This is a genomic window from Alteromonas sp. 1_MG-2023 (assembly GCF_030547075.1).
Taxonomy (GTDB): Bacteria; Pseudomonadota; Gammaproteobacteria; order Enterobacterales; family Alteromonadaceae; genus Alteromonas.
Genome location: NZ_JAUOQH010000001.1, coordinates 393,222 through 413,797 on the forward strand (window position 1 = coordinate 393,222; position 20,576 = coordinate 413,797).

The 20,576-nt window shown below is 44.4% G+C and carries 14 protein-coding genes; 7 read left to right on the forward strand and 7 right to left on the reverse strand.

Annotation, left to right across the window (positions count from 1 at the left end; all coding sequences use genetic code 11):
* Positions 1–120 precede the first annotated feature (120 nt).
* From parE to nudF, 5 genes are all read right to left on the reverse strand, one after another.
* Entirely contained in the window at positions 121–2,016 is a 1,896-nt protein-coding gene (gene parE, locus Q4561_RS01645; RefSeq protein ID WP_303457029.1) for a DNA topoisomerase IV subunit B, read from the reverse strand.
* A gap of 145 nt (positions 2,017–2,161) precedes the next feature.
* A complete protein-coding gene (locus Q4561_RS01650; RefSeq protein WP_303457031.1) occupies positions 2,162–2,746 on the reverse strand; it encodes a YqiA/YcfP family alpha/beta fold hydrolase in 585 nt (194 codons plus the stop codon).
* On the reverse strand, positions 2,743–3,498 hold the full coding sequence (locus Q4561_RS01655; RefSeq protein WP_303457033.1) for a metallophosphoesterase: 756 nt from the start codon (positions 3,496–3,498) through the stop codon (positions 2,743–2,745). Before Q4561_RS01655 ends, Q4561_RS01650 begins: the two co-directional genes overlap by 4 nt.
* Positions 3,495–3,890 (reverse strand): DUF1249 domain-containing protein, encoded by a 396-nt coding sequence (locus tag Q4561_RS01660; RefSeq protein ID WP_303457173.1) that lies wholly within the window; start codon positions 3,888–3,890, stop codon positions 3,495–3,497. Before Q4561_RS01660 ends, Q4561_RS01655 begins: the two co-directional genes overlap by 4 nt.
* A 41-nt stretch (positions 3,891–3,931) precedes the next feature.
* On the reverse strand, positions 3,932–4,558 hold the full coding sequence (nudF, locus tag Q4561_RS01665; RefSeq protein WP_303457036.1) for an ADP-ribose diphosphatase: 627 nt from the start codon (positions 4,556–4,558) through the stop codon (positions 3,932–3,934).
* 334 nt (positions 4,559–4,892) lie between these two features.
* Between nudF and tolC the strand changes: the two genes are divergently transcribed.
* Together tolC and Q4561_RS01675 are read left to right on the forward strand one after the other, a co-directional pair.
* Positions 4,893–6,260 (forward strand): outer membrane channel protein TolC, encoded by a 1,368-nt coding sequence (gene tolC / locus Q4561_RS01670; RefSeq protein ID WP_303457038.1) that lies wholly within the window; start codon positions 4,893–4,895, stop codon positions 6,258–6,260.
* A gap of 235 nt (positions 6,261–6,495) precedes the next feature.
* Positions 6,496–7,320 carry an ion transporter gene (locus Q4561_RS01675; RefSeq protein WP_303457041.1) on the forward strand — a complete coding sequence of 275 codons (825 nt, stop codon included), beginning with the start codon at positions 6,496–6,498 and terminating at the stop codon, positions 7,318–7,320.
* A gap of 177 nt (positions 7,321–7,497) precedes the next feature.
* On the opposite strand, the gene prsT is transcribed toward Q4561_RS01675, so the two are convergent.
* On the reverse strand, positions 7,498–10,275 hold the full coding sequence (gene prsT, locus Q4561_RS01680; RefSeq protein ID WP_303457043.1) for an XrtA/PEP-CTERM system TPR-repeat protein PrsT: 2,778 nt from the start codon (positions 10,273–10,275) through the stop codon (positions 7,498–7,500).
* A 215-nt stretch (positions 10,276–10,490) separates the two neighbouring features.
* On the opposite strand from prsT, the gene Q4561_RS01685 reads away from it, so the two are divergent.
* From Q4561_RS01685 to Q4561_RS01695, 3 genes are all read left to right on the forward strand, one after another.
* Positions 10,491–12,254: a DEAD/DEAH box helicase gene (locus Q4561_RS01685; protein ID WP_303457045.1), complete on the forward strand. Its 1,764-nt coding sequence runs from the start codon at positions 10,491–10,493 to the stop codon at positions 12,252–12,254.
* A 125-nt stretch (positions 12,255–12,379) separates the two neighbouring features.
* Positions 12,380–13,765, forward strand: a complete 1,386-nt coding sequence (cysG, locus tag Q4561_RS01690) for a siroheme synthase CysG (RefSeq protein WP_303457048.1) — start codon at positions 12,380–12,382, stop codon at positions 13,763–13,765.
* Between the two features lie 286 nt (positions 13,766–14,051).
* Positions 14,052–14,984 carry a hypothetical protein gene (locus tag Q4561_RS01695; protein ID WP_303457049.1) on the forward strand — a complete coding sequence of 311 codons (933 nt, stop codon included), beginning with the start codon at positions 14,052–14,054 and terminating at the stop codon, positions 14,982–14,984.
* 125 nt (positions 14,985–15,109) lie between these two features.
* On the opposite strand, the gene Q4561_RS01700 is transcribed toward Q4561_RS01695, so the two are convergent.
* On the reverse strand, positions 15,110–16,507 hold the full coding sequence (locus Q4561_RS01700) for a PhoH family protein (protein WP_303457051.1): 1,398 nt from the start codon (positions 16,505–16,507) through the stop codon (positions 15,110–15,112).
* A gap of 370 nt (positions 16,508–16,877) precedes the next feature.
* Here Q4561_RS01700 and rapA point away from each other — a divergent pair, with 370 nt between their 5' ends.
* Positions 16,878–19,706: an RNA polymerase-associated protein RapA gene (rapA, locus tag Q4561_RS01705; RefSeq protein WP_303457054.1), complete on the forward strand. Its 2,829-nt coding sequence runs from the start codon at positions 16,878–16,880 to the stop codon at positions 19,704–19,706.
* The gene (locus tag Q4561_RS01710; RefSeq protein WP_303457057.1) at positions 19,706–20,533 is read left to right on the forward strand and encodes a pseudouridine synthase; all 828 of its coding nucleotides are present in this window, start codon (positions 19,706–19,708) and stop codon (positions 20,531–20,533) included. Before rapA ends, Q4561_RS01710 begins: the two co-directional genes overlap by 1 nt.
* Positions 20,534–20,576 lie beyond the last annotated feature (43 nt).

Consider the following 20,576-nt stretch of genomic DNA (forward strand, 5'->3'; position numbering starts at 1 on the left):
GACCTAGGGCAGATTGTAGCGAACAGTCGCGGATTAGCGCGGTTTAAAGTTGTTCTAATAACGGAAGCGAAATTAACAAGCCACACGGTTACCGATATGGCTTGTCAGGCAATAGAAAGTTTACAGGCCCACTTCGGCCATATTACCTTTACTTTCAAGCCATATTTTTCGGTCGCCAGAGCGCTTTTTAGCTAACAGCATGTCCATAAGCTCTAGCATTTCTGCCGAGTCTTCTATGGTGAGCTGAACTAATCGGCGAGTATTAGGATCCATTGTAGTTTCGCGCAGTTGCAACGGGTTCATTTCACCTAGCCCTTTAAAGCGCTGAACATTCACTTTACCGCGCTTCTTCTCGGCCTCTATACGATCCAAAATACCTTGTTTTTCGCTTTCATCGAGGGCGTAATAAACGTCTTTGCCCACATCAATTCGAAAAAGTGGTGGCATGGCTACATACACATGACCTTGGTCGACCAAGGTTCTAAAGTGCTTCACAAATAGCGCGCATAGCAAGGTCGCAATGTGCAGTCCGTCTGAGTCGGCATCCGCCAATATACAAATCTTACCGTAACGTAGGCCAGACAAATCCGTAGAGTCGGGATCGATACCTAGCGCTACTGATATATCATGAATTTCTTGTGACGCTAGTACCTGTGAAGAGTCTACTTCCCAGCTATTTAGAATTTTACCGCGAAGAGGCATAATCGCTTGGAATTCTCGGTCTCTGGCTTGCTTGGCAGAGCCACCGGCTGAATCCCCTTCCACTAAGAAAAGCTCAGAATAAGAAATATCTTGAGACGAACAATCGGTTAACTTACCCGGCAGTGCTGGCCCTTGGGTTACCTTTTTACGCGCCACTTTTTTGTTTTGACGTAAACGGCGTTGTGCATTGTTAATACACATATCAGCCAAGGCTTCAGCCACTTCAGTATGTTGGTTCAACCATAAACTAAAGGCATCTTTCACTACCCCAGATACAAACGCCGAGGCTTGGCGTGACGATAAGCGCTCTTTAGTTTGTCCTGCAAATTGTGGGTCTTGCATCTTGGTTGAAAGAATATAAGCACATCGGTCCCAGATATCATCAGGAGACAGTTTCACGCCACGAGGCATTAAGTTTCGAAATTCACAAAACTCGCGCATAGACTCTAACAAGCCTTGACGCATACCATTTACATGGGTACCGCCTTGGGCAGTAGGAATTAGGTTGACGTAGCTTTCGGTAGTTAATTCACCGCCTTCAGGTAGCCACATTACCGCCCAATCAGCCCCTTCAGTATTGCCTGTAAAACTACCTACAAAAGGCACATCGGTAGGAAGGGTTTCATATTCTTGTACCGCTTGATACAGGTAATCTTGCAAACCATCTTCGTAATACCACTCTTGCGAGTCTTTGGTAATTTTATTGTCAAAACGAATACGTAAGCCTGGACTTAGTACTGCTTTAGCACGAAGGTTATGGATAAGACGGCTAGCTGAAAACTTTGCCGAGTCGAAATACTGTGGATCGGGCCAAAAGTGCACACGGGTGCCAGTATTGCGCTTACCGCAGGTGTCGATAATTTCAAGTTCTTCAATTTTATCGCCATTAGCAAAAGCGATTTGATATACGTTACTGTCCCGGCGAATCGTCACTTCTACTCGGGTAGATAGGGCGTTAACCACCGAAATACCTACACCGTGCAATCCCCCAGAAAACGCATAGTTTTTATTAGAGAATTTTCCCCCAGCGTGCAGCTTACTTAAAATAAGCTCAACACCAGAGATTTTCTCTTCAGGGTGGATATCCACCGGCATACCACGACCATCATCAGTGACTTCCAGAGATTGGTCTTCGTGCAAGATAACTTTAATGTTGGATGCATGGCCAGCTAAGGCTTCATCCACACTGTTATCGATAACTTCTTGGCCCAAATGGTTGGGTCGAGTAGTGTCGGTGTACATGCCTGGGCGGCGTTTAACCGGGTCGAGACCGTTTAAGACTTCAATTGCATCAGAGTTGTATTGATTTGACATAGTTATGATTATTATTTAGGCCAGCAACAGGGTTTAACGTACGCAGAAGAGAACTGCAACGCAAGATAAATTGATGTTACCAAGGCTTGCCTACCCTCGCAATGAAAAGGCGAACGTAGGCAAACGTGGTTTAAGCGAAGTGCGACTAATCGTTAAGTAGAAAATCTGCAATCGCCGGTAAGTGATCTTCAAAGCCAATAAAGCTGTGATCGCCTCCTTCCTCAACCACTAGCGTACTCATTGCGTATTTGGTTTCTGCTAAACGGTAATCTAAGGTTTCATCCTCAGTTTGCAATAACACTTTGTAGGCTGGTGCATGCTGTAATTCTTTAGCGTCTAGCTTTTCTATCACTTCAATATCGCTCTCAACGATATGAAACACTTCCCCCGTATACGGGTTGGTATGTTCACCAATAAAACCTTGCAGTAATTCATAAGGTTTGACCGCCGGGTTAATCAACACCGCCTTTCCAGAAAACTTTTCAATTAGAAACGTAGATAAATAGCCGCCCATTGAACTGCCAATAACACGCAGCCCGTCTTTGATTAATTCAGGGGTGTTTGTAATCAGCGCTAACAACTGGCTTTCCACTTGGTTAGGGTAGTTTGATAGCGCGGGAATATGTAAAGTGACATCAGGATGATGCTGCTCAAAATAGGCTTTGGTGGCCTGTGCTTTTACTGATTTTGGCGAGCTCAAAAAGCCATGAAGGTATAAAACGTGTTTCATATTGATTTTATTCTCTTTATGTCGCAAGTTAACGTTCCATCGTCGTGTAACTTAATAAATTGATAACCGGGTTGTTCGTTACTTAGCGCAAAATCTGATGTCATGCCCCATTGCCAACAACTGGCGGGGCTGCCCATGACTGGAATAGGGTTGTTTGCTCCTAGCGTATAACGAAGGGGCGAATGTACATGGCCGTGAATGATTGCCGCCAATGGCACACCGCTATCTAACCATTGTAAAAATACATCGGCGTTGGCCAAGTCGTGTTTGTCCATCCAACTATTTGAAGGCGTAGCGTGATGGTGCATAGCAAGTAAGTGGTGATGTTGGGGCGCTGCTACCACCTGTTTTTTAATAGCCGCGAGCTCTTGATTATTCACCAGCCCCCTTCCACCTTCAAAACGGGTATCTAGCCCATGAATATGCCAGCCATTTAATGCAACAGGCTTACCTGCAATAAGGTGATGCTTAGATAATGCATTAAAATGTGGGTTGTTATCATGGTTTCCCGCTATCACATAAACGGGCGCTTTCGAATGGTGTTCGATTAATGCGGAAAAATGCTGATAACTGGCGAGTGAATCATCGCCGCTAATATCCCCAGTAACGATAACCGTATCAATGTCTTTTGGGTGTTCAAACGCTTCAATCAGTATTTGTTTTAAGCTTTCGTAGGGATTGATTTCGCCATAACCTTGAGTAGTGGTATCACCAAATAAATGGCAGTCACTAATATGAAGCAGATTACTCACGCTAGCGATGTCACCTTGGGGCGTAGCTTGCGGCAAAAATCTAACCACTCGGCAAGAAAAATATTCACCATTTGCTTTTCATTTCGCTGACGCATTTTTAAATTGGGGTATTCATACGAGGGTTCGAGGGCCCCGGTATTTTGGCTATTGATAACCTCAGCCATACGGGCATCGTGGTACAAACGCACAGTCATTGACGGCGTTAAATAGCTGGGCATATCGTTAGAGGTTTGCTTTAAGCTTAACGTACTGGTGTAACGAGCCGACTCGATGATCTTAATTTCATAGGTAAGAGCATCGCCCACGGTAAATACGTAGTTTAATTCCTCAGTATCGCAGTCGGGCAGTATGCGTAAGATGTGCGCGTAATTTAACTCGCACAATGCCTGCATTGTCGGTAGATGAGGGACGTATTTTCTATGGGTACGTTGAGTCACGATTTCTGCCATTGCTCCATAAGCGTAGATTTATTCATAAAGAACCATTGTAGCGCAATAACTGCCGCTGCGTTGTCTATATGGCCGTTTTCCAGCCATTCAAGGGCAGTTTGCTCCGCTACTCTATGTACTTTGATATCTTCCGACTCAGTCTCTAATCCGTGAATGCCGTGGGCTTTTTCTGCATTGGTTTTGGCAATAAAGATATGAATACGTTCGGTAGTACCACCAGGACTAGATAAATAACTCATTGCTTTGGTAAGGTTTTCGAGCTTAATGCCCGCTTCTTCCATAGACTCTCGATGGCATACATCGATTTCTGTTTCACCTTCATCAATCATGCCGGCAATAATTTCTATCAACCAAGGGGTTGAAGATGTGGCTAATGCCCCTATTCTAAACTGCTCAATAAGAACAAATTCCTTCAAAACTGGATCGTAGGGCAATACGCCTACGGCATGACCGCGTTCAAATAGCTCTCGTTTCACTGTACCGCTTTGGGTACCGTCGAAGCATTTGTGCGTAAACAGATATTCTTGCATGGTGAAAAAACCATTATATACCGGCTTAACACTGGTGATTTCAACGTCGTTTGAGGTAAATGAAAGGATTTTCTTGCTCATTTGCAGACACTTTTGGTTCGAAACGATTTATCATGCATAGTACATACACATACTACTTTTGTATACGAAGCCTAAGCTGGTATAAAAGTAGAAAAATTAAAAAAAGTTAAAAAAGTACCACCGAATTTCTCTGTGCTAAATTTGCACTAGACCTGTATCTAATGTGACTAGTGGTCTTGAATAAGTTCAGATCACATATTCTGTTACAGTTAAAGTAACACTGTTACGACTCTACAGTTTCGGTTTACGAATAAAATTTATACACTTCACAATATTATTTATAATTATTAGCAGTCACTTAGACTCACACTAGACATAACAGGAAGACGTAAGCATGAATCGAACACTTCTGTCGCTGGCAATCGGTTTTTCAGTAACAACCGGTGCCCTTGCCGATGATCTGACGCAGGTGTATCAACAAGCACTCGCCAATGACCCTTTGGTAAATCAAGCGAAAGCGCAGCGTGATGCTGCATTTGAAGGGATCAGCATTAGTCGTGCAAACCTTCTTCCTCAAATCTCTGGGTCTATGTCTTACACCACCTCAACCTCAGAGAGTGCACAAACACTAGGTACTAATGCAGATGATCTGCAAGTCGTCACCTTTGAGACAGACAATGACAGTATCGATTACGGTATTTCGTTATCTATGTCGTTGTACGACCATGCGAACTGGGTTGGGTTAGATCGCGCGGAAAAAGTAGCTGAGCAAAGCGATGCGCAGCTTGCCGCTAGCATGCAAGATTTAATCGTGCGTACGGTTACCGCTTACTTTGATGTATTGCGTGCACGAGATAGCGTTGAGTTTGTAAATGCAGAAAAACGTGCCATCGAGCGCCAGTTAGAACAAACCCGTCAGCGTTTTGAGGTAGGCCTTACCGCTATTACTGACGTACACGAAGCACAAGCTAACTATGACAGCACGGTTGCCCAAGAAATTCAGGCCGAAAACCAGCTAGAATTTGCCCTTGAAGCGTTACGAGTGATCACCGGAAAATATCACGACCGATTGTACGGCCTAGACAAAGAGACGTTCTCTGCCACTATGCCAGTGCCTGCAAAAGTCGATAACTGGCTTGAAACGGCGCAAGATAAAAACTTAGCATTATTGGTAGACCGCTTAGCGATGGATATTGCTAAAGAAGATATTGCGGCAGCCCGTTCAGGCCACTTACCTACCCTAGATTTATCGGCAAGCTGGGGGCGCTCTAAAAATGACGTAGATTCTCGCCTTATTCAGTACGAGACGCCTTACCTTGATAGCGAGTCAATCGGTCTATCAGTGTCAGTACCGATTTACTCTGGCCATCGTGTGAGTTCGCAAACTGACCAAGCGAAATACCTTTACGTATCAGCGAGTCAAGCCGCTGAACAAACGTATCGCGAAACCGTACAATCTATTCGTAGCTCGTTTAACAATGTTAAAGCATCAATTTCAACCATTCGTGCCCTTGAGCAGTCTGTGGTTTCTGCTAACAGTGCATTAAAAGCCACAGAAGCAGGCTTTGACGTGGGTACTCGTACTATTGTTGATGTACTCGATAGCACTCGTAACTTATTTGATGCGCGTAATAACTTGTCAGGCGCGCGCTACGACTTCATTCAGTCGGTGATTACCTTAAAGCAAGCTGCTGGTACGTTAACTGGTGAAGATGTCGCTATTGTCAACCGTGGTTTAAAGCCAATGGAAGACACTGAATAACCGACTAAGTCATTGACATACTAGACGGTAATTTTTACTAAAGAAGGCGGCTGAGAAGCCGCCTTCTTTACAAGTGACATACGGTGAAGCATAGACTGCCAGCAACACAATTTTACTTGCAACCAACACAACGCATCGTCCATGATGTTGTCCCTTTTTTATTATCCCAAAATAAGCCTATTTATCTTAAATGATCAGCAGCGCTTATTTGTTTGCAATATGAGCAAAGAGAAACATGCAAACTTCTGAGTTACAAAGTCGATTCGAACGCATTCGAGCCAACAAGTGGTTTGAAGCCTTTGTGGTAAGCGTTATCGTAATTTCAGCATTATTAGTAGGGGCGAAAACCTACGAACTGCCAGCGGGCTTTGGCAGTGTTACCCTAATTTTAGATTGGTTTATCAGTGCGTTTTTCTTAACTGAAATCACTATTCGCTTTTTAGGCGAGCGCCGAAAGCGAGACTTTTTCAAAAGCTTCTGGAATGTATTCGATACCCTAATTGTTGTTATCAGCCTTATCCCTGCCGATGATACTGAACTAGCATTGATAGCACGGTTAGTCAGGGTATTTAGAGTACTGCGAATGATTTCTATCATTCCTGAGCTACGCATCCTTTTGGTATCGCTGGTGAAAGCGTTGCCTCAACTGGGCTACGTGATGTTGCTCATGTTTATCATTTTCTACATATACGCCGCAGTGGGCAGTACCCTGTTTGGTGATATTAACCCTACGCTTTGGGGCGACATTACCATCTCATTGCTTACCCTCTTTAGGGTAATGACATTCGAAGATTGGACCGATGTCATGTATGAAACCATGGAAGTTTATCCGCTAAGTTGGGTGTATTATCTCACCTTTATTTTCTTTACTGCTTTTGCGTTCTTAAACATGGTAATTGGTATAGTGGTGAACGTGATGGAGCGTGAAAACGAAAAGGCAAGGGAAGAAAAGGAAGCGCTGCTAAGAGCTGAATTAGAAGCTGAAGGCCACTTGGAACCATCACTTCAAGATGTGATGGCAGAGTTAACTGCGATAAAAGCAAAACTCGATAAACAGTAATCAGCAGTAACAAATAGTAATAAACAACGACCAATAAAAAAGCGCCTAGGGAAGATTGGAGTGATCACCTAGGCGCTTTTTTCGTTTGTATTAATTTAGCTGTTAAGTTCGCTACTGATTTAGTGACTACCTTAGCAACTAATTTAACTATTAGCTTCTAACCTAACAGAAACCCTATTACAACCCGTAGCTTGTTTTCAGCGTTTCAATACGCTGAAGTGATACTTCTTTTTCAAACTCTCGACTGGCAAGACGGCGTTTCGCTAATACCACTTTATCCATCTTCAACAGCAGCTCTACATGATTAAGGTAAACTTCGTCGTTCAAGATAGGCCTTGTTGCAACATCGGTATACAGCTTAAGGGCAGCCTCGTTATCACCTTTAGCAATCAGTATTTGTGCCAGCGTATCTACCGAATCTGCATTTTCAGGTTGTAATGACACGGCTTTTTTCGCCATGCTTTCCGCCTTATCTAAGTCGCCACTTTGAAAGCTTAAGAACGCTAAGTTATTCAACACAACAAAATTATTCGGCGTTTTAGCCAGAATATTTTCGTAGGTAGCTATGGCTGTCTCTTTATTGTTACCAATTTGACGTTCGGCTAACAGCATGGCACTACGAACATCTGTTGGCGTGCTATCAACATGCTTTTCTAAAAAGGCAAAGGCCTCGGCCTGTTTACCTGTCGATTCTAAAATGGCAACCATTAATAGCGCCATATCAGAATTAGGGGTTGCTTCATAAGCCGCCACCGCATGATCTAATGCTTTTTCTGGCTGCTTATCGATAACATACAAACGTGCAATGATACCGCGAACGAAAGGTAGCCCTTGCACTTCATCAGACGTGCCTTGGATAATTTCCCATGCAGGTTTACTTTGTCCCATCATAGAATGAAAGTAGGCTTTCAATAGGCTGATTTGCGCATCTGGGCGCTTAGCCAATACTTTCTCGGTTAGTGCTAAGCCCTCTCGGTAGTTATTCTCTGAATCAAGAATAAGCAGCATGCCTAGCACGGCGTTTTTATCTTGCGGATAAAACTCAACCCAACGCTCGAACAAGGCTTTCGCTTTTTCAACTTCGTTTACTCGAACCAGCCCTTGGCCTTTTAAATTCCAAAATGCCATTGGGGTGCTCTCGTCACCTTGTACGGAAGCTAGCAAACTATTGTTCTTCGCAATGTCACCCATTCGCGAATAAATACGTGCTAATAACAAACGTAAGTTAATATCGTCGCTTTCTTTCGCTACTTGTTTTTCAAGGTAATCAATAACAACAGCATCGTTTTCATTGCGGGTTTCAATAGCGTACCAAAGGGTTATCGCTTGTACATCAGAAGGATTATCGTCGATATGCGATTTAACGAATTCGATTGCGCTGTCGTACTGCTTTTGTGCAATCAGTAACTTAATTCTTGCGTAGGCCACTTCGTTAACAGCACCATCAAGGTTGTCAGCACTATCAAGCAATTCACTTGCTGTAGAATACTCTTCTTCAACAATGGCAATGCTTGCTAGATAAACCAATGGCAATGCTTCTTTAGGGGCTTGTTCACGCCATTCACTTGCTGCCACTTTTGCTTTTTCAAGTTCGCCAGTCGCAATGTACGCACGCAATAATGTATTTTGAGATGCCGTAGATTCTGGTGCCCGTTGCACCGCCTCTTCAATATTCACCAAGCCAGTCACATCGTTTAACGATAGTTGAAGTACACCTAAACGGGCGAGATCTTCTGGTGAGGTATCTACAACCGCTTCGGTTTTTTCAACCATTTGCTTGGCACCCAGCACGTTACCTTCGCGAAGCAATTGATATCCAGCTTTAGAAAAAAGTGCTGCATCTGCGGTAGCGCCACCTTCTACACGATTTAGCACTTCGAGCGCTTCGTCGTTTTCACCTAATTGCAGCATACTATCTGCTAGCATTTTTAAACCTGGGTGGTTTTCAGGTAACCGTGAGGCCACCATTGTAAGATGACGTTGAGCGGCTTCAAAATCTTGAATTTGATATGCACTGAAACCGGCGACCAATCGAACCACTTGGTCATTACGGCCATTTTGCACTGCGGTTTCTAAATGCGCCAACGCACTGGCGTGGTTACCATTGGCCGATTCAATAATACCTTTAAAGGTATTTAGTAAAGGATGCGCTTCATTTAACACGAGAAGTTCATCAACCACAGGCTCGGCACGTTCAAGATCACGCTGTTCTATTAATAAAGCAGCGTACGCAAACTTACTGGTCACATCATTTGGGTAGGCTTTAGTGTAATCTTCGTATACACCTATGGCTTCTGCCTGCTTCTGCTCAAGTAAATAAAGGCGCGCAAGTTGAAGTAGCACATCTTTATTGGTGGGCGCTTGCTCTCTAAGTGATTCAGTGGCACTAAGTGCCTGTGCATAGTCTTCAGTTAGTATGTGTTCGTAGCTTTCAATTAAACCTTTATACACAGATGAAGTGTCTAGGGTGATTAAATCATCAAGCAGCGTTTCTGCTTCTTCGAGTTTTTCTAATTGCACTAACGCTTGTAGCTTATAAAACCCAACTTCTGCTGATTCTACTGCGGTCATGCCCTCAGCACGGTAATCAACCTCACCCAATGCGTTCTCAGCACCAGATTGTTGATAGGCAACAGAAAGTAGAGGAATAACTTCACTTGCAGGATGGCCAAGTTCGAGCGCTTTATTCAGCTCTTTTTCAGCCGACACGAAATTATCATTTTCTAAATATAACTTCCCAAGTTCAAAGCGAGGCACGGCTGCGCTAGGGTCTAGCTGAATGGCATTTTTGTATTCTACGATGGCCGCAGCGCTATTGTCGTTTTGCACATAAGCGCGCGCATCTTCTAGGTGAGCGTCTATCGACTTATCACCACATCCGGTTAAAAGCGTGCTCAAAAGTAAAATAGCGACAGAAGATCGCTTAAAAATCTGGTGTGGGTATTTCTTATTCATTGTCGTTCCTTTGCCCTACATCATTTAATTCCAAGGTATACCCGAAGTTTACACTATGCATTGTGCATTTTTTCATCATTAATGTGCAATTTCGTGGCAACCTGACCATTATTCGAATATAATAACGTTTTTTGCAATACCGCGAGCACACTCCGACGTTTGAAGGCGTCCTTTTGTATGCCGCACCCTCCTTACTTAAAGCATCAGGACCCTTAATGACAACAACTGTCGACATGACATTTAAAGATCTAAAACTACCAGAACCTATCTTACAAGCCCTTGAAAAAGTTGGCTACGAGAAACCGTCACCTATTCAAGCCGAGAGTATTCCATTACTGCTTGAAGGTCACGACTTACTCGGTCAGGCCCAGACAGGGACAGGAAAAACCGCAGCGTTTGCCCTTCCAATGTTGGCAAATATCGATCCTGAGCAACGTAAGCCGCAATTACTGGTACTAGCCCCTACTCGCGAATTAGCGATTCAGGTAGCAGAAGCGTTCCAAGTGTACGCTAGTTTCAGCCATAAAATTAAAGTACTGCCTGTTTACGGCGGTCAATCTTACGACAACCAAATTCGCCAGCTTAAGCGCGGCGTTCAGGTTGTTGTAGGTACACCAGGTCGTGTAATCGACCATATCAAACGTAAAACGTTGGATTTAAGCGAACTTAAATTCCTCGTACTTGATGAAGCTGACGAAATGCTACGCATGGGCTTCATTGATGACGTTGAGCTTATTTTGAGCCACGCGCCAGCTGAACGCCAAACGGCGTTGTTCTCGGCCACTATGCCTGGTCCAATTAAGAAGATTACTCAGCGTTATCTTAAAGATCCTAAGCACGTAAAAATTGCGTCTAAGGTAAGTACTGCAAGTACTATTCGCCAACGTTACTGCCAAGTAGCACCTCACCATAAACTTGAGGCGCTTACTCGCATAATGGAAGTAGAACGTTTTGACGGCATGATTATTTTCGTGCGTACCAAAACAGCTACCGTTGAACTTGCTGATAAACTTTCTGCACGTGGATACGATGTTGAACCGCTTAATGGTGATATTCCTCAGAATGCTCGTGAGCGTACTGTTGATAAACTTAAGCAAGGTAACATTGATATCTTAGTAGCAACGGATGTTGTTGCACGTGGTCTTGATGTTGAACGTGTTAGCCACGTAGTTAACTACGACGTACCTTACGATAGTGAATCTTATGTTCACCGTATTGGTCGTACTGGCCGTGCTGGGCGTCAAGGTGATGCAATCCTTTTCATCTCTCATCGCGAAAAGCGTATGCTTTTCTCAATTGAGAAAACGACTAAGCAGCCAATTGAAGCAATGCCAATTCCTTCAATTAGCGAAATCAACGAAACCCGCTTAAGCCGTTTCAAGCAATCTGTTATTGAAGCTACGCAAGATGACAGCATTGAATCACTTATTCCATTGGTTGAGATGATTAAAGAAGAAGCTGAAGCTTCTCCTGAAGTGCTTATGGCAGCATTGCTTAAGATTGCCCAAGGTGATGAGCCGCTTATCCTTAAAGAGAGCGACCGCCCTGATCTTCATAGCAAACCACCTCGCGATAGCCGTGAACCTCGTGGCGATCGTAGAGATGGCCGTGACGGTCGTGAACGTAAGCCTAGAGCGCCTCGCACTGGCCGTAAGCCAGAAGCAGGTATGCAGCGCTTCCGTATCGATGTAGGTCATACACACGGTGCTAAGCCTGGTAATATCGTTGGCGCAATCGCAAACGAAGGTAACATGGATTCTAAGCACATTGGTGCTATCGAAATTTATGATAACTTCAGTACTGTTGATTTGCCTGAAGGCATGCCAAAAGAGACTAAAGATAAGCTTCAAGGTACTCGCGTAGCGGGTCAACGTTTATCTATTCGCGAATGGTCGGATACACCACCGGCTAAGCGTGAGCGTGGTGACAACCGTGGTGAAAACCGCAGCCGTGATAACCGCGCACGTCGCAAGTCGTAATATCGAAATAAAAGCAACTTCTGCCTTTATATAACGTTGTGGAATATAAAGGCTGATTTCGTTGTTTCTAATTAAAAAGAATTAGCGCAAAATAGCGTTAGTTCTTTTTTTTTATGTGCCCCTTAATGGATTATTTTCCCCTATTTTTAGATGCTCGCTCTCTTCGTTGCTTAATTGTTGGCGCTGGAGAAGTAGCCGCCCGCAAACTTGAGCTCATCATGAAAACCCCTGCTCACATTACTGTGGTGGCGCCTTGGGCGTGCGACACGGTAAAACGTTTGGCGCAAAACGAGAAAGTAACCCTTATTGAGCGGGAATTTATCGATAGCGATTTAACCGATAAAGACATGGTTTTTATTGCCACTGATAAATCAGAAACTAATCAAGCTATTCACGATTTAGCTCGCGAACAAAAAGTGCTAGTGAATGTGGTAGACAACACACCACTTTGCCAATTCATTACCCCTTCTATTGTAGACCGTTCACCCATTATTATTGCCATGAGCAGCGGCGGCGTAGCGCCCGTATTATTGCGCTATTTGCGCCAAAAGTTGGAAACCGTGCTGCCTGCTAATTTAAGTAAATTGGGCGCGTTCTCTGAGAAATTCAGAGAAAAAGTAAAGCAAGCCTTAAATGGTGTTACTGCAAGACGTTACTTTTGGGAAGACGTATTAGACGGTGATATTGCTGAAATGGTCGAAAAAGGCCAAGACAGCAAAGCCGATGCAGCTTTTGAGACTGCGCTAACGGCAGCGGCTGAAAATAACCAAGTTCAAGGTCAAGTTTATTTAGTTGGCGCAGGCCCTGGCGATCCTGATTTATTGACGTTTCGCGCATTGCGCTTAATGCAAAAAGCCGATGTAGTGGTTTACGATAGACTAGTGTCGCCGCAAATTTTAGAGTTAGTTCGCCGCGATGCCGAAAAGATTTACGTGGGTAAAGCAAAGAGCAACCATAGCTTACCGCAAGATGATATTAATCAACTAATGGTTGATGAAGCGAAAAAAGGTAACCGTGTAGTACGCTTGAAAGGCGGAGACCCGTTTATTTTTGGCCGTGGCGGGGAAGAGATTCAAACCCTTATTCAACACGGTATAGAATTCCAAGTGGTACCCGGTATTACCGCGGCTAATGGCGCATCCAGTTATGCAGGAATTCCTTTAACCCATAGAGATCACGCCCAGTCCGTGGTGTTTGCAACAGGTCACTTAAAAGATGGCACCATCGATTTAAATTGGCAATCCCTCGCGCATGCAAACCAAACGATTGTGTTTTATATGGGGTTAACGGGCTTGCCCATTATTTGCGAAAAGCTAATTGAAAATGGCCTTACCGCAGATACTCCTATTGCCCTTATTCAATCGGCCACCACTGAAAATCAGGTAGTTGTAACAGGCACGCTTAGCGATATTACACAAAACCCAGCTACATCTGCGTTAAAGCCCCCTACGCTCATTATCGTAGGAACAGTAGTAAGTTTGCATAAACAACTCAGTTGGTTTGGTGACTAGCTCTCACATTCATTTAAGTGCAATGTAACCCTTAACTTATTTGTTGCAAATTGCTCGTGTACACCCATACTGAAATACTCAGATAGGTGGCTAGTTGCCACCGATGAATTAGCCCGAGCAAATTGGTATTAACACAGTGGCAATAGCGTCAAGACGTAGGTTTTTAAGAGCAAAGCCAACAAGCCTTTCTTGTAAGAGAATGCTTAAACCTCTGCTGCACTCCCCATTCCGCCTATTTGCCTTATCTGACCTGCGCCCTTTCTCGTTGCCACTCTTAAGAGTATTAATGTATCTAATGCTTCTATGTCTGTCGCCTATGGCAGCTTACGCATCACAGCTTTCCTTCGACAAAACGACTTCACCTACCGAAATTCAGTTTCAGTACCGTTGGACCGATGTACAAGGCAACGAACAACATATTGGATTTACGTTACCCAGAGGTGCGTTAAATATTGCCCCTACTATGCAAACCAATTACAAACCAGAAATAGCACAGCGCTACGTTATGGTGTCGTTGCAGCAGGAAGCAAGAAAGGTGGACCCTCGAGATGCAATTGTTTCGGTGGCGCAAGAAAACGAAAAAATTAATATTAGTGTGAGATCAAAAAAGCCTGACATGGCCGACAAGATATTTGCACAATTAAAAACGGTGCAGACGACGGCTTATAATGACTACCTAGATAAGCATTACTACACTCGATTCACGACTTTGTTTAACCAACAAGCTGTTAAGCCCGATCACCTTCGCTATGTTGCAGAAACGTATGAAGCTCTTCGGCCCATATCAGAAGCCTTTTACGACAAAATAGATCGCATTGAAAATAACCGTGCTTATTTACAGCTTTTACTCAGCTGGGTTCAAAGCATTCCTTACGACACGCTGGAAGATAGAGTTGCCAGTAACGGCTCAGGGTTTGCACCGCCTTTAGGGTTACTGATGCAAAACAGGGGCGACTGCGATAGCAAAGCGGTGCTGACCAGCGCGTTGGTGCAGGCTTTTCTTCCCTCCACCAGCTTGATCATGGTGTTTTTACCTAACCATGCTTTGTTGGGGGTAGCAATTAATGCCGCATCCGAAGATGAAAAACTAGAAGTTGAGGGTAAGACTTACGTGCTTTTTGACCCAACCGGCCCAGCCCTTATCCCCTTTGGCGATATTTCAGAAGACACCAAACGCTACATCTCAACTGGCCGCTATCAAGTGGAGACAATTGATTGAAAAGGTGTTGAATAATTAAAGCGTTATAGACCGGTTTAAAATACAAATAAAAAAGCGCATTCGGGAGTTAAACCGCAAATGCGCTTCGTTTTGCTTATTGTATTTTTAGAGTTCGTATTCGCGTGTTACAAGTTCTCTTCTGCAAAGCTGGCTAAACGGCTTCGTACTACCCCATCTAAGTTCAGTGTTGCACTACCGGAGAAGTCTTTGAACTTCTCTACCAAGTAAGTTAACCCCGACGTTACCGCGCTTAGGTAATTACTGTCGATTTGGGCCAAGTTTCCACCCACAATAATTTTCGTACCCTCACCGCATCGGGTGATGATGGTTTTAAGCTGTGACGCAGTTAAATTCTGAGATTCATCCAAAATTACGATAGAATTTTGAATGCTTCGCCCGCGCATAAAGTTAACCGACTTATACTGAATATTGGCTTTTTCCATGATGTAATTCATAGAGCCTTTCACGTTTTCATCGTGTTTATGCAACACTTCTAGCGAATCGGTTATTGCCGCCAGCCAAGGCAACATTTTTTCTTCTTCCGTACCCGGTAAGAAACCAATCGACTCTGCAATTTCTGGTGTGCTACGTGTTACGATAATCTTATCGTACATGTTGCGCTCCACCACCATTTCAAGGGCTGCTGCAAGCGCTAACAAGGTTTTACCACTTCCTGCCGGCCCACTTAGAATAACTAAGTCGATGTGAGGGTCGAGCAACGCATGAAGTGCCATTGCTTGACCAATATTCTTAGGCGTTATTCCCCACGCATGACGGCTCATTAAACGCTCATAGCCTAAATCAAGTACTTCTAGAGAATCACCATTAATGGCTTCAACTATCCCAGCAAAGTCGTTGCTTTCGTCAAGCAAAAACTCGTTAATGTAAGCTTCTGGCAGCATGGCTTTTGGAATAGTGTGAATGGTGTCACGACCTTCGGTGCGACTGTCTACACTTTTCACTTTGTCCCAGAAGTTGCCTTCAAAACGATGGAACCCCCGAGATAGATATTTAATATCGCTAATAAGTTGGTCGGTGCGGTAATCCTCTACATGAGCAAGACCAGCCCCTTTGGCTTTAAGGCGCATGTTGAGGTCTTTGGTAACCAACACCACTTGTTGCGGTGCATTCGCTTTTTGTAAATGCAAGGCAACGTTAATAATACGGTTGTCGTTCTCATTACTGGTGAACACTTGCTGCGATTGCGCCATGCCTAAATCGGTGTAAATAGACAATGAACCTGTGGGCGCTGTTTCACCCGCCCCCATCCCTACCATAGACACGCCCGCCACCATGTTTTCAGGTGAGGCATCGTGCAGTAAGTCTTCCATTGCACGAATAGATACACGCGCATCTCGGGCAACGTCTTTCTTACTGTCTTTGATGTAGTCTAGTTCTTCGAGCACTGTCATTGGGACAACGACATCGTGTTCTTTAAAGGAGAGAAATGCGTGAGGTTCATGCAGCAGAATATTAGTATCGAGGACGTATATTTTCGTATCTGGGGAATTTTTTCTTGGCATCCTTCACTCCGGTAATTAAGGCCAGGCACGCAGTAAACTAGCGTGCTAGGAACAGTTCCGCAAAAGGAGAAGAAGTTGTCGCTCGAACAGGACTTCCACTCCTTGTCACGTCGACCGAAAAGTGGCAGCAACATAAACACTACCACTTCATACGCTTGCCCAACTAACAATCACAAGCGTTAAATCCACCATAATCCAGATTTTAATTATTAGCACTGTTTTTTTTGTTAATAATTTTTCTTACCTCCAAATCTCCCTCCTCCAACCACATTCTTCTGGCCAAGATTAAAACGCACAATTGGGCTAGTATTAATGACTTATTAATACACAATGCGTACAATACCGCCCCCGCAAAAAAGGTTGGTGATTTATGAGTTCAGGAAATCCGTTTTCCATTGGTCAGCGTTGGTTAAGTAATACTGAAACCGAATTAGGTTTAGGCGCTGTGATTAGTGTTGATTTTCGCTCAGTTGAAGTGTTTTTCCCTGCCACGGGCGAAGCGCGCATGTATACAAAGCAAGATGCTCCACTTACCCGTTTAGTGTTCGATATCGGCGAAACCATAAAGAGCCAAGACGGCTGGCAAATGACTATCTCTGAAATTGAAGAGAGTCAGGGGGTTTGCATTTATTTTGGTATTCGTGAAGACACCAAAGCCCAAGTTCGCCTTTCTGAAACCTTGCTTGATCACCATATTCGATTAAACCAACCTGAAAAACGCTTGTTCAGCGAGCAACTCGACCACCCTAAATGGTTCGACTTACGTCTTAATGCGTTGAACCACCAATACGATTATTTACGTTCTAGCACCTTAGGTTTAGCGGGTGCTCGTATCTCGCTTATTCCCCACCAGCTGCATATTGCCTCTGAAGTGGGTAGCCGTCATGCACCACGGGTTTTACTTGCCGATGAAGTTGGTTTGGGTAAAACCATTGAAGCGGCGCTTATTATTCACCAGCAACTGCGCACGGGGCGCGCTCAGCGAGTGCTAATTTTAGTACCTGATTCTTTGGTGCATCAGTGGTTGGTTGAAATGCTACGCAGAATTAACCTGCCTTTCGCTATTTTTGATGAAAGCCGATGCGAAGCCTTAGATGATGACGGGGAAACTAACCCGTTTGAGAACGATCAGTTAGTGCTATGTAGCATCGACTTTTTGAGTCAAAGTGAAAAACGTCAGCAACAAATTCAAGCGGCCTCATGGGATTTAATGGTAGTTGATGAAGCCCATCACCTTGCATGGTCTGCAGATGCCCCTTCTGCTGAATACACCTGTGTGGAAGCGTTAGCTAATGAAACCCCTGGGGTATTGTTATTGACCGCAACACCAGACCAACTTGGTCACGAAAGCCATTTTGCTCGGTTGCGATTACTCGACCCAGCTCGCTTTCATAGTTACGAAGCGTTTTTAACCGAAGAGTCGCGTTACAGTCAGCTTGCTGACGCGGTAGCGCCTTTGCTTTCTGACACCACGCCGGATGAAAAGCAGCAAACAAAGCTAACCGACTTCGCCCCAGATGTGATGGAAAATGCTGGTGATTTAACCCAGCCTGAAGCTCGCCGAGAATTGGTACATCAGCTTATTGATTGCCACGGTACTGGCAGAATGCTGTTTAGAAACCGCAGAGCCAATATTGAAGGCTTCCCTGACCGCGTATTGCTTGGCTACCAACTTGAACTGCCAGAGGTATATGAAAGTGCAGTAACCGGTGGTGATTTAACCCATGCGTTATACCCTGAACGTATGCCAAGCGTGGTGAATAGCTGGATGGATGAAGATCCTCGGGTTGGTTGGTTACTTGATTTTATGCAGTCGGTAAAACCGGAAAAAATACTACTGATTTGTGCCAGTGCGCGCACCGCACAAGAACTTGGTGAAGTCATTCGCACTCAAACCGGTGTACGTCATAGCGTATTCCACGAAGGCATGACCATTGTTGAGCGAGACAAAGCCGCTCATTATTTCTCTGATGAAGAAGACGGCGCACAAATATTACTGTGTAGCGAAATTGGTAGTGAAGGTCGTAACTTCCAGTTTGCCCATCATTTGGTATTGTTCGATTTACCAGTAACACCCGACTTACTTGAACAACGAATTGGACGCTTAGATCGTATTGGTCAAACTCAAACCGTGGAAATTCACGTGCCTTATTTGAAAAACACCGCTCAGCATGTGTTGGTGGATTGGTATCATGAAGGGCTGAATGCGTTCGAGAAAACCTGCCCCACAGGCTCAGGCGTGTTTGACGACGTAAAAACCTTGTTAATTGGCGCGTGTTTGCACCCTCACGATCTTCATACCCGTGATGAACTTATTAACTTAAGTACCACGTTAAATAGTCAGTTAGTGGCTCAGTTGGAAGCCGGCCGTGACCGTTTATTAGAACTTAATGCCTCTGGTGAAGGTCGCGTTGAACAGTTACTTGAAGACATTATATTGCTTGATAACTCACAAGATTTATCACGCTTTATGGGCCGTTTGTTCGATGCTATTGGGGTTCAGCAAGAAGAAAAAGGCAGCGATTGCTTTATTCTAATGCCTACCGAGTCTATGGTTGCCCAGCTGCCAGGTCTTGACCCTGAAGGCATGACGGTAACCTATAAACGCCGGGTTGCTACCACTTTAGAAAATGTGCAATTTTTAAGTTGGGATCACCCTCTTGTACATACCGCTATCGATTTAGTGCTAAGTGATGTACATGGTAAAAGCAGCATTGGTTTTATTGCTGATCCGGACTTACCTAAGGGTGCTTACTGGTTAGAGGCGTTATTTGTGCTAGATGCAAACGCCCCTAAAGCACTTCAGCTTGGGCGTTTCTTACCGCAAACGCCACTGCGCATTTGTTTAGATGCACAAGGCAACCAAGTTGATTTAACCTTTGAGATAAAGCGTAAAGTGAACCGCAAAATTTCTCATCAGCTGATAAAAGCGCTGCAACAGCCGCTTACGTTAGCGATTGAGAACAGCCGCAAATTGGCACATCAACAGGCGAATCAAAAGCTACACGATGCACTGCAAGACATGCACAAAACCCTAAACAGTGAGATTCAGCGTTTAGTCGATTTGCAAAAGCGTAACCCGTCAGTGCGTGACAGTGAAATTGAGTTTATTGAAAATCAAATGAACGCGTTAGACAAAGTAATACAAGGTGCTGACGTGCAGTTTGACGCCCTTCGATTGGTAGTGAACAACCCTTAATGGCTAATCCAGCGTTTGTTTACAACCCGCCCTTACAGCCCTATTTAACCATTCTCTACCAAGATGATGACATCTTGGTAGCGAATAAGCCCAGCGGCTTGTTAAGTGTGCCAGGTAAGGCACAAGAACATAAAGACTCACTTATTAGCAGAGTAAAGACCGTGTTCCCCACTGCCACTGTGGTGCACAGGCTTGATATGGCGACATCGGGCATTATGGTGATGGCGCTCAATAAAGAAAGCCATCGGCATATATCAAAGCAATTTGAATTACGTAAAACCAAGAAGCGCTATTTTGCCCGTGTTTTCGGTAACGTTAAAGACACTAGCGGGGAAGTGAGCTTACCCCTTATTTGTGATTGGCCTAACCGCCCTAAGCAAATGGTGGATTATGAGCGAGGCAAAAAAGCCCTTACCCATTATGAAGTGGTAGACGTAACGCCTGCCAAATCACATCGAACGGTTAATTCAAAAAATGTTGATAGCTTTGATACTAGTCTCGTTGCTAGCTCCGCCATTGGCTCTGTAGCGGGCGAGAAGAACGAAATTACCATAGCTGGCAATGAAACCGAAACCCTCGTAGCTTTGTACCCCGTTACAGGGCGCTCCCATCAATTGCGGGTGCATATGCTTGAGTTAGGCCATCCTATCTTAGGTGATAGGCTGTATGCGCATTCTGAAGCGCTAAGTATGGCTGAACGATTACAGTTGCATGCAGAAAGCCTGAGCTTCGCGCATCCTGCATCTGAAGATTGGTTAACGTTTCAAACGCCTATTCCGTTTACGGGTTATTCCCACTACTCACCTGCCCCTCTTTCTATAGACTAAGCTTTATGGCTCTATCTACCACAGAGCTTTTAGTTAAGGGTTT

Bases quoted from the DNA above. Each gene is read 5' to 3' on its own strand.
- parE (WP_303457029.1), bottom strand. From the start codon at position 2,016: ATGTCAAATCAATACAACTCTGATGCAATTGAAGTCTTAAACGGTCTC.
- Q4561_RS01650 (WP_303457031.1), bottom strand. From the start codon at position 2,746: ATGAAACACGTTTTATACCTTCATGGCTTTTTGAGCTCGCCAAAATCA.
- Q4561_RS01660 (WP_303457173.1), bottom strand. From the start codon at position 3,890: ATGCAGGCATTGTGCGAGTTAAATTACGCGCACATCTTACGCATACTG.
- nudF (WP_303457036.1), bottom strand. From the start codon at position 4,558: ATGAGCAAGAAAATCCTTTCATTTACCTCAAACGACGTTGAAATCACC.
- tolC (WP_303457038.1), top strand. From the start codon at position 4,893: ATGAATCGAACACTTCTGTCGCTGGCAATCGGTTTTTCAGTAACAACC.
- Q4561_RS01675 (WP_303457041.1), top strand. From the start codon at position 6,496: ATGCAAACTTCTGAGTTACAAAGTCGATTCGAACGCATTCGAGCCAAC.
- prsT (WP_303457043.1), bottom strand. From the start codon at position 10,275: ATGAATAAGAAATACCCACACCAGATTTTTAAGCGATCTTCTGTCGCT.
- Q4561_RS01685 (WP_303457045.1), top strand. From the start codon at position 10,491: ATGACAACAACTGTCGACATGACATTTAAAGATCTAAAACTACCAGAA.
- cysG (WP_303457048.1), top strand. From the start codon at position 12,380: ATGGATTATTTTCCCCTATTTTTAGATGCTCGCTCTCTTCGTTGCTTA.
- Q4561_RS01695 (WP_303457049.1), top strand. From the start codon at position 14,052: ATGTATCTAATGCTTCTATGTCTGTCGCCTATGGCAGCTTACGCATCA.
- Q4561_RS01700 (WP_303457051.1), bottom strand. From the start codon at position 16,507: ATGCCAAGAAAAAATTCCCCAGATACGAAAATATACGTCCTCGATACT.
- rapA (WP_303457054.1), top strand. From the start codon at position 16,878: ATGAGTTCAGGAAATCCGTTTTCCATTGGTCAGCGTTGGTTAAGTAAT.
- Q4561_RS01710 (WP_303457057.1), top strand. From the start codon at position 19,706: ATGGCTAATCCAGCGTTTGTTTACAACCCGCCCTTACAGCCCTATTTA.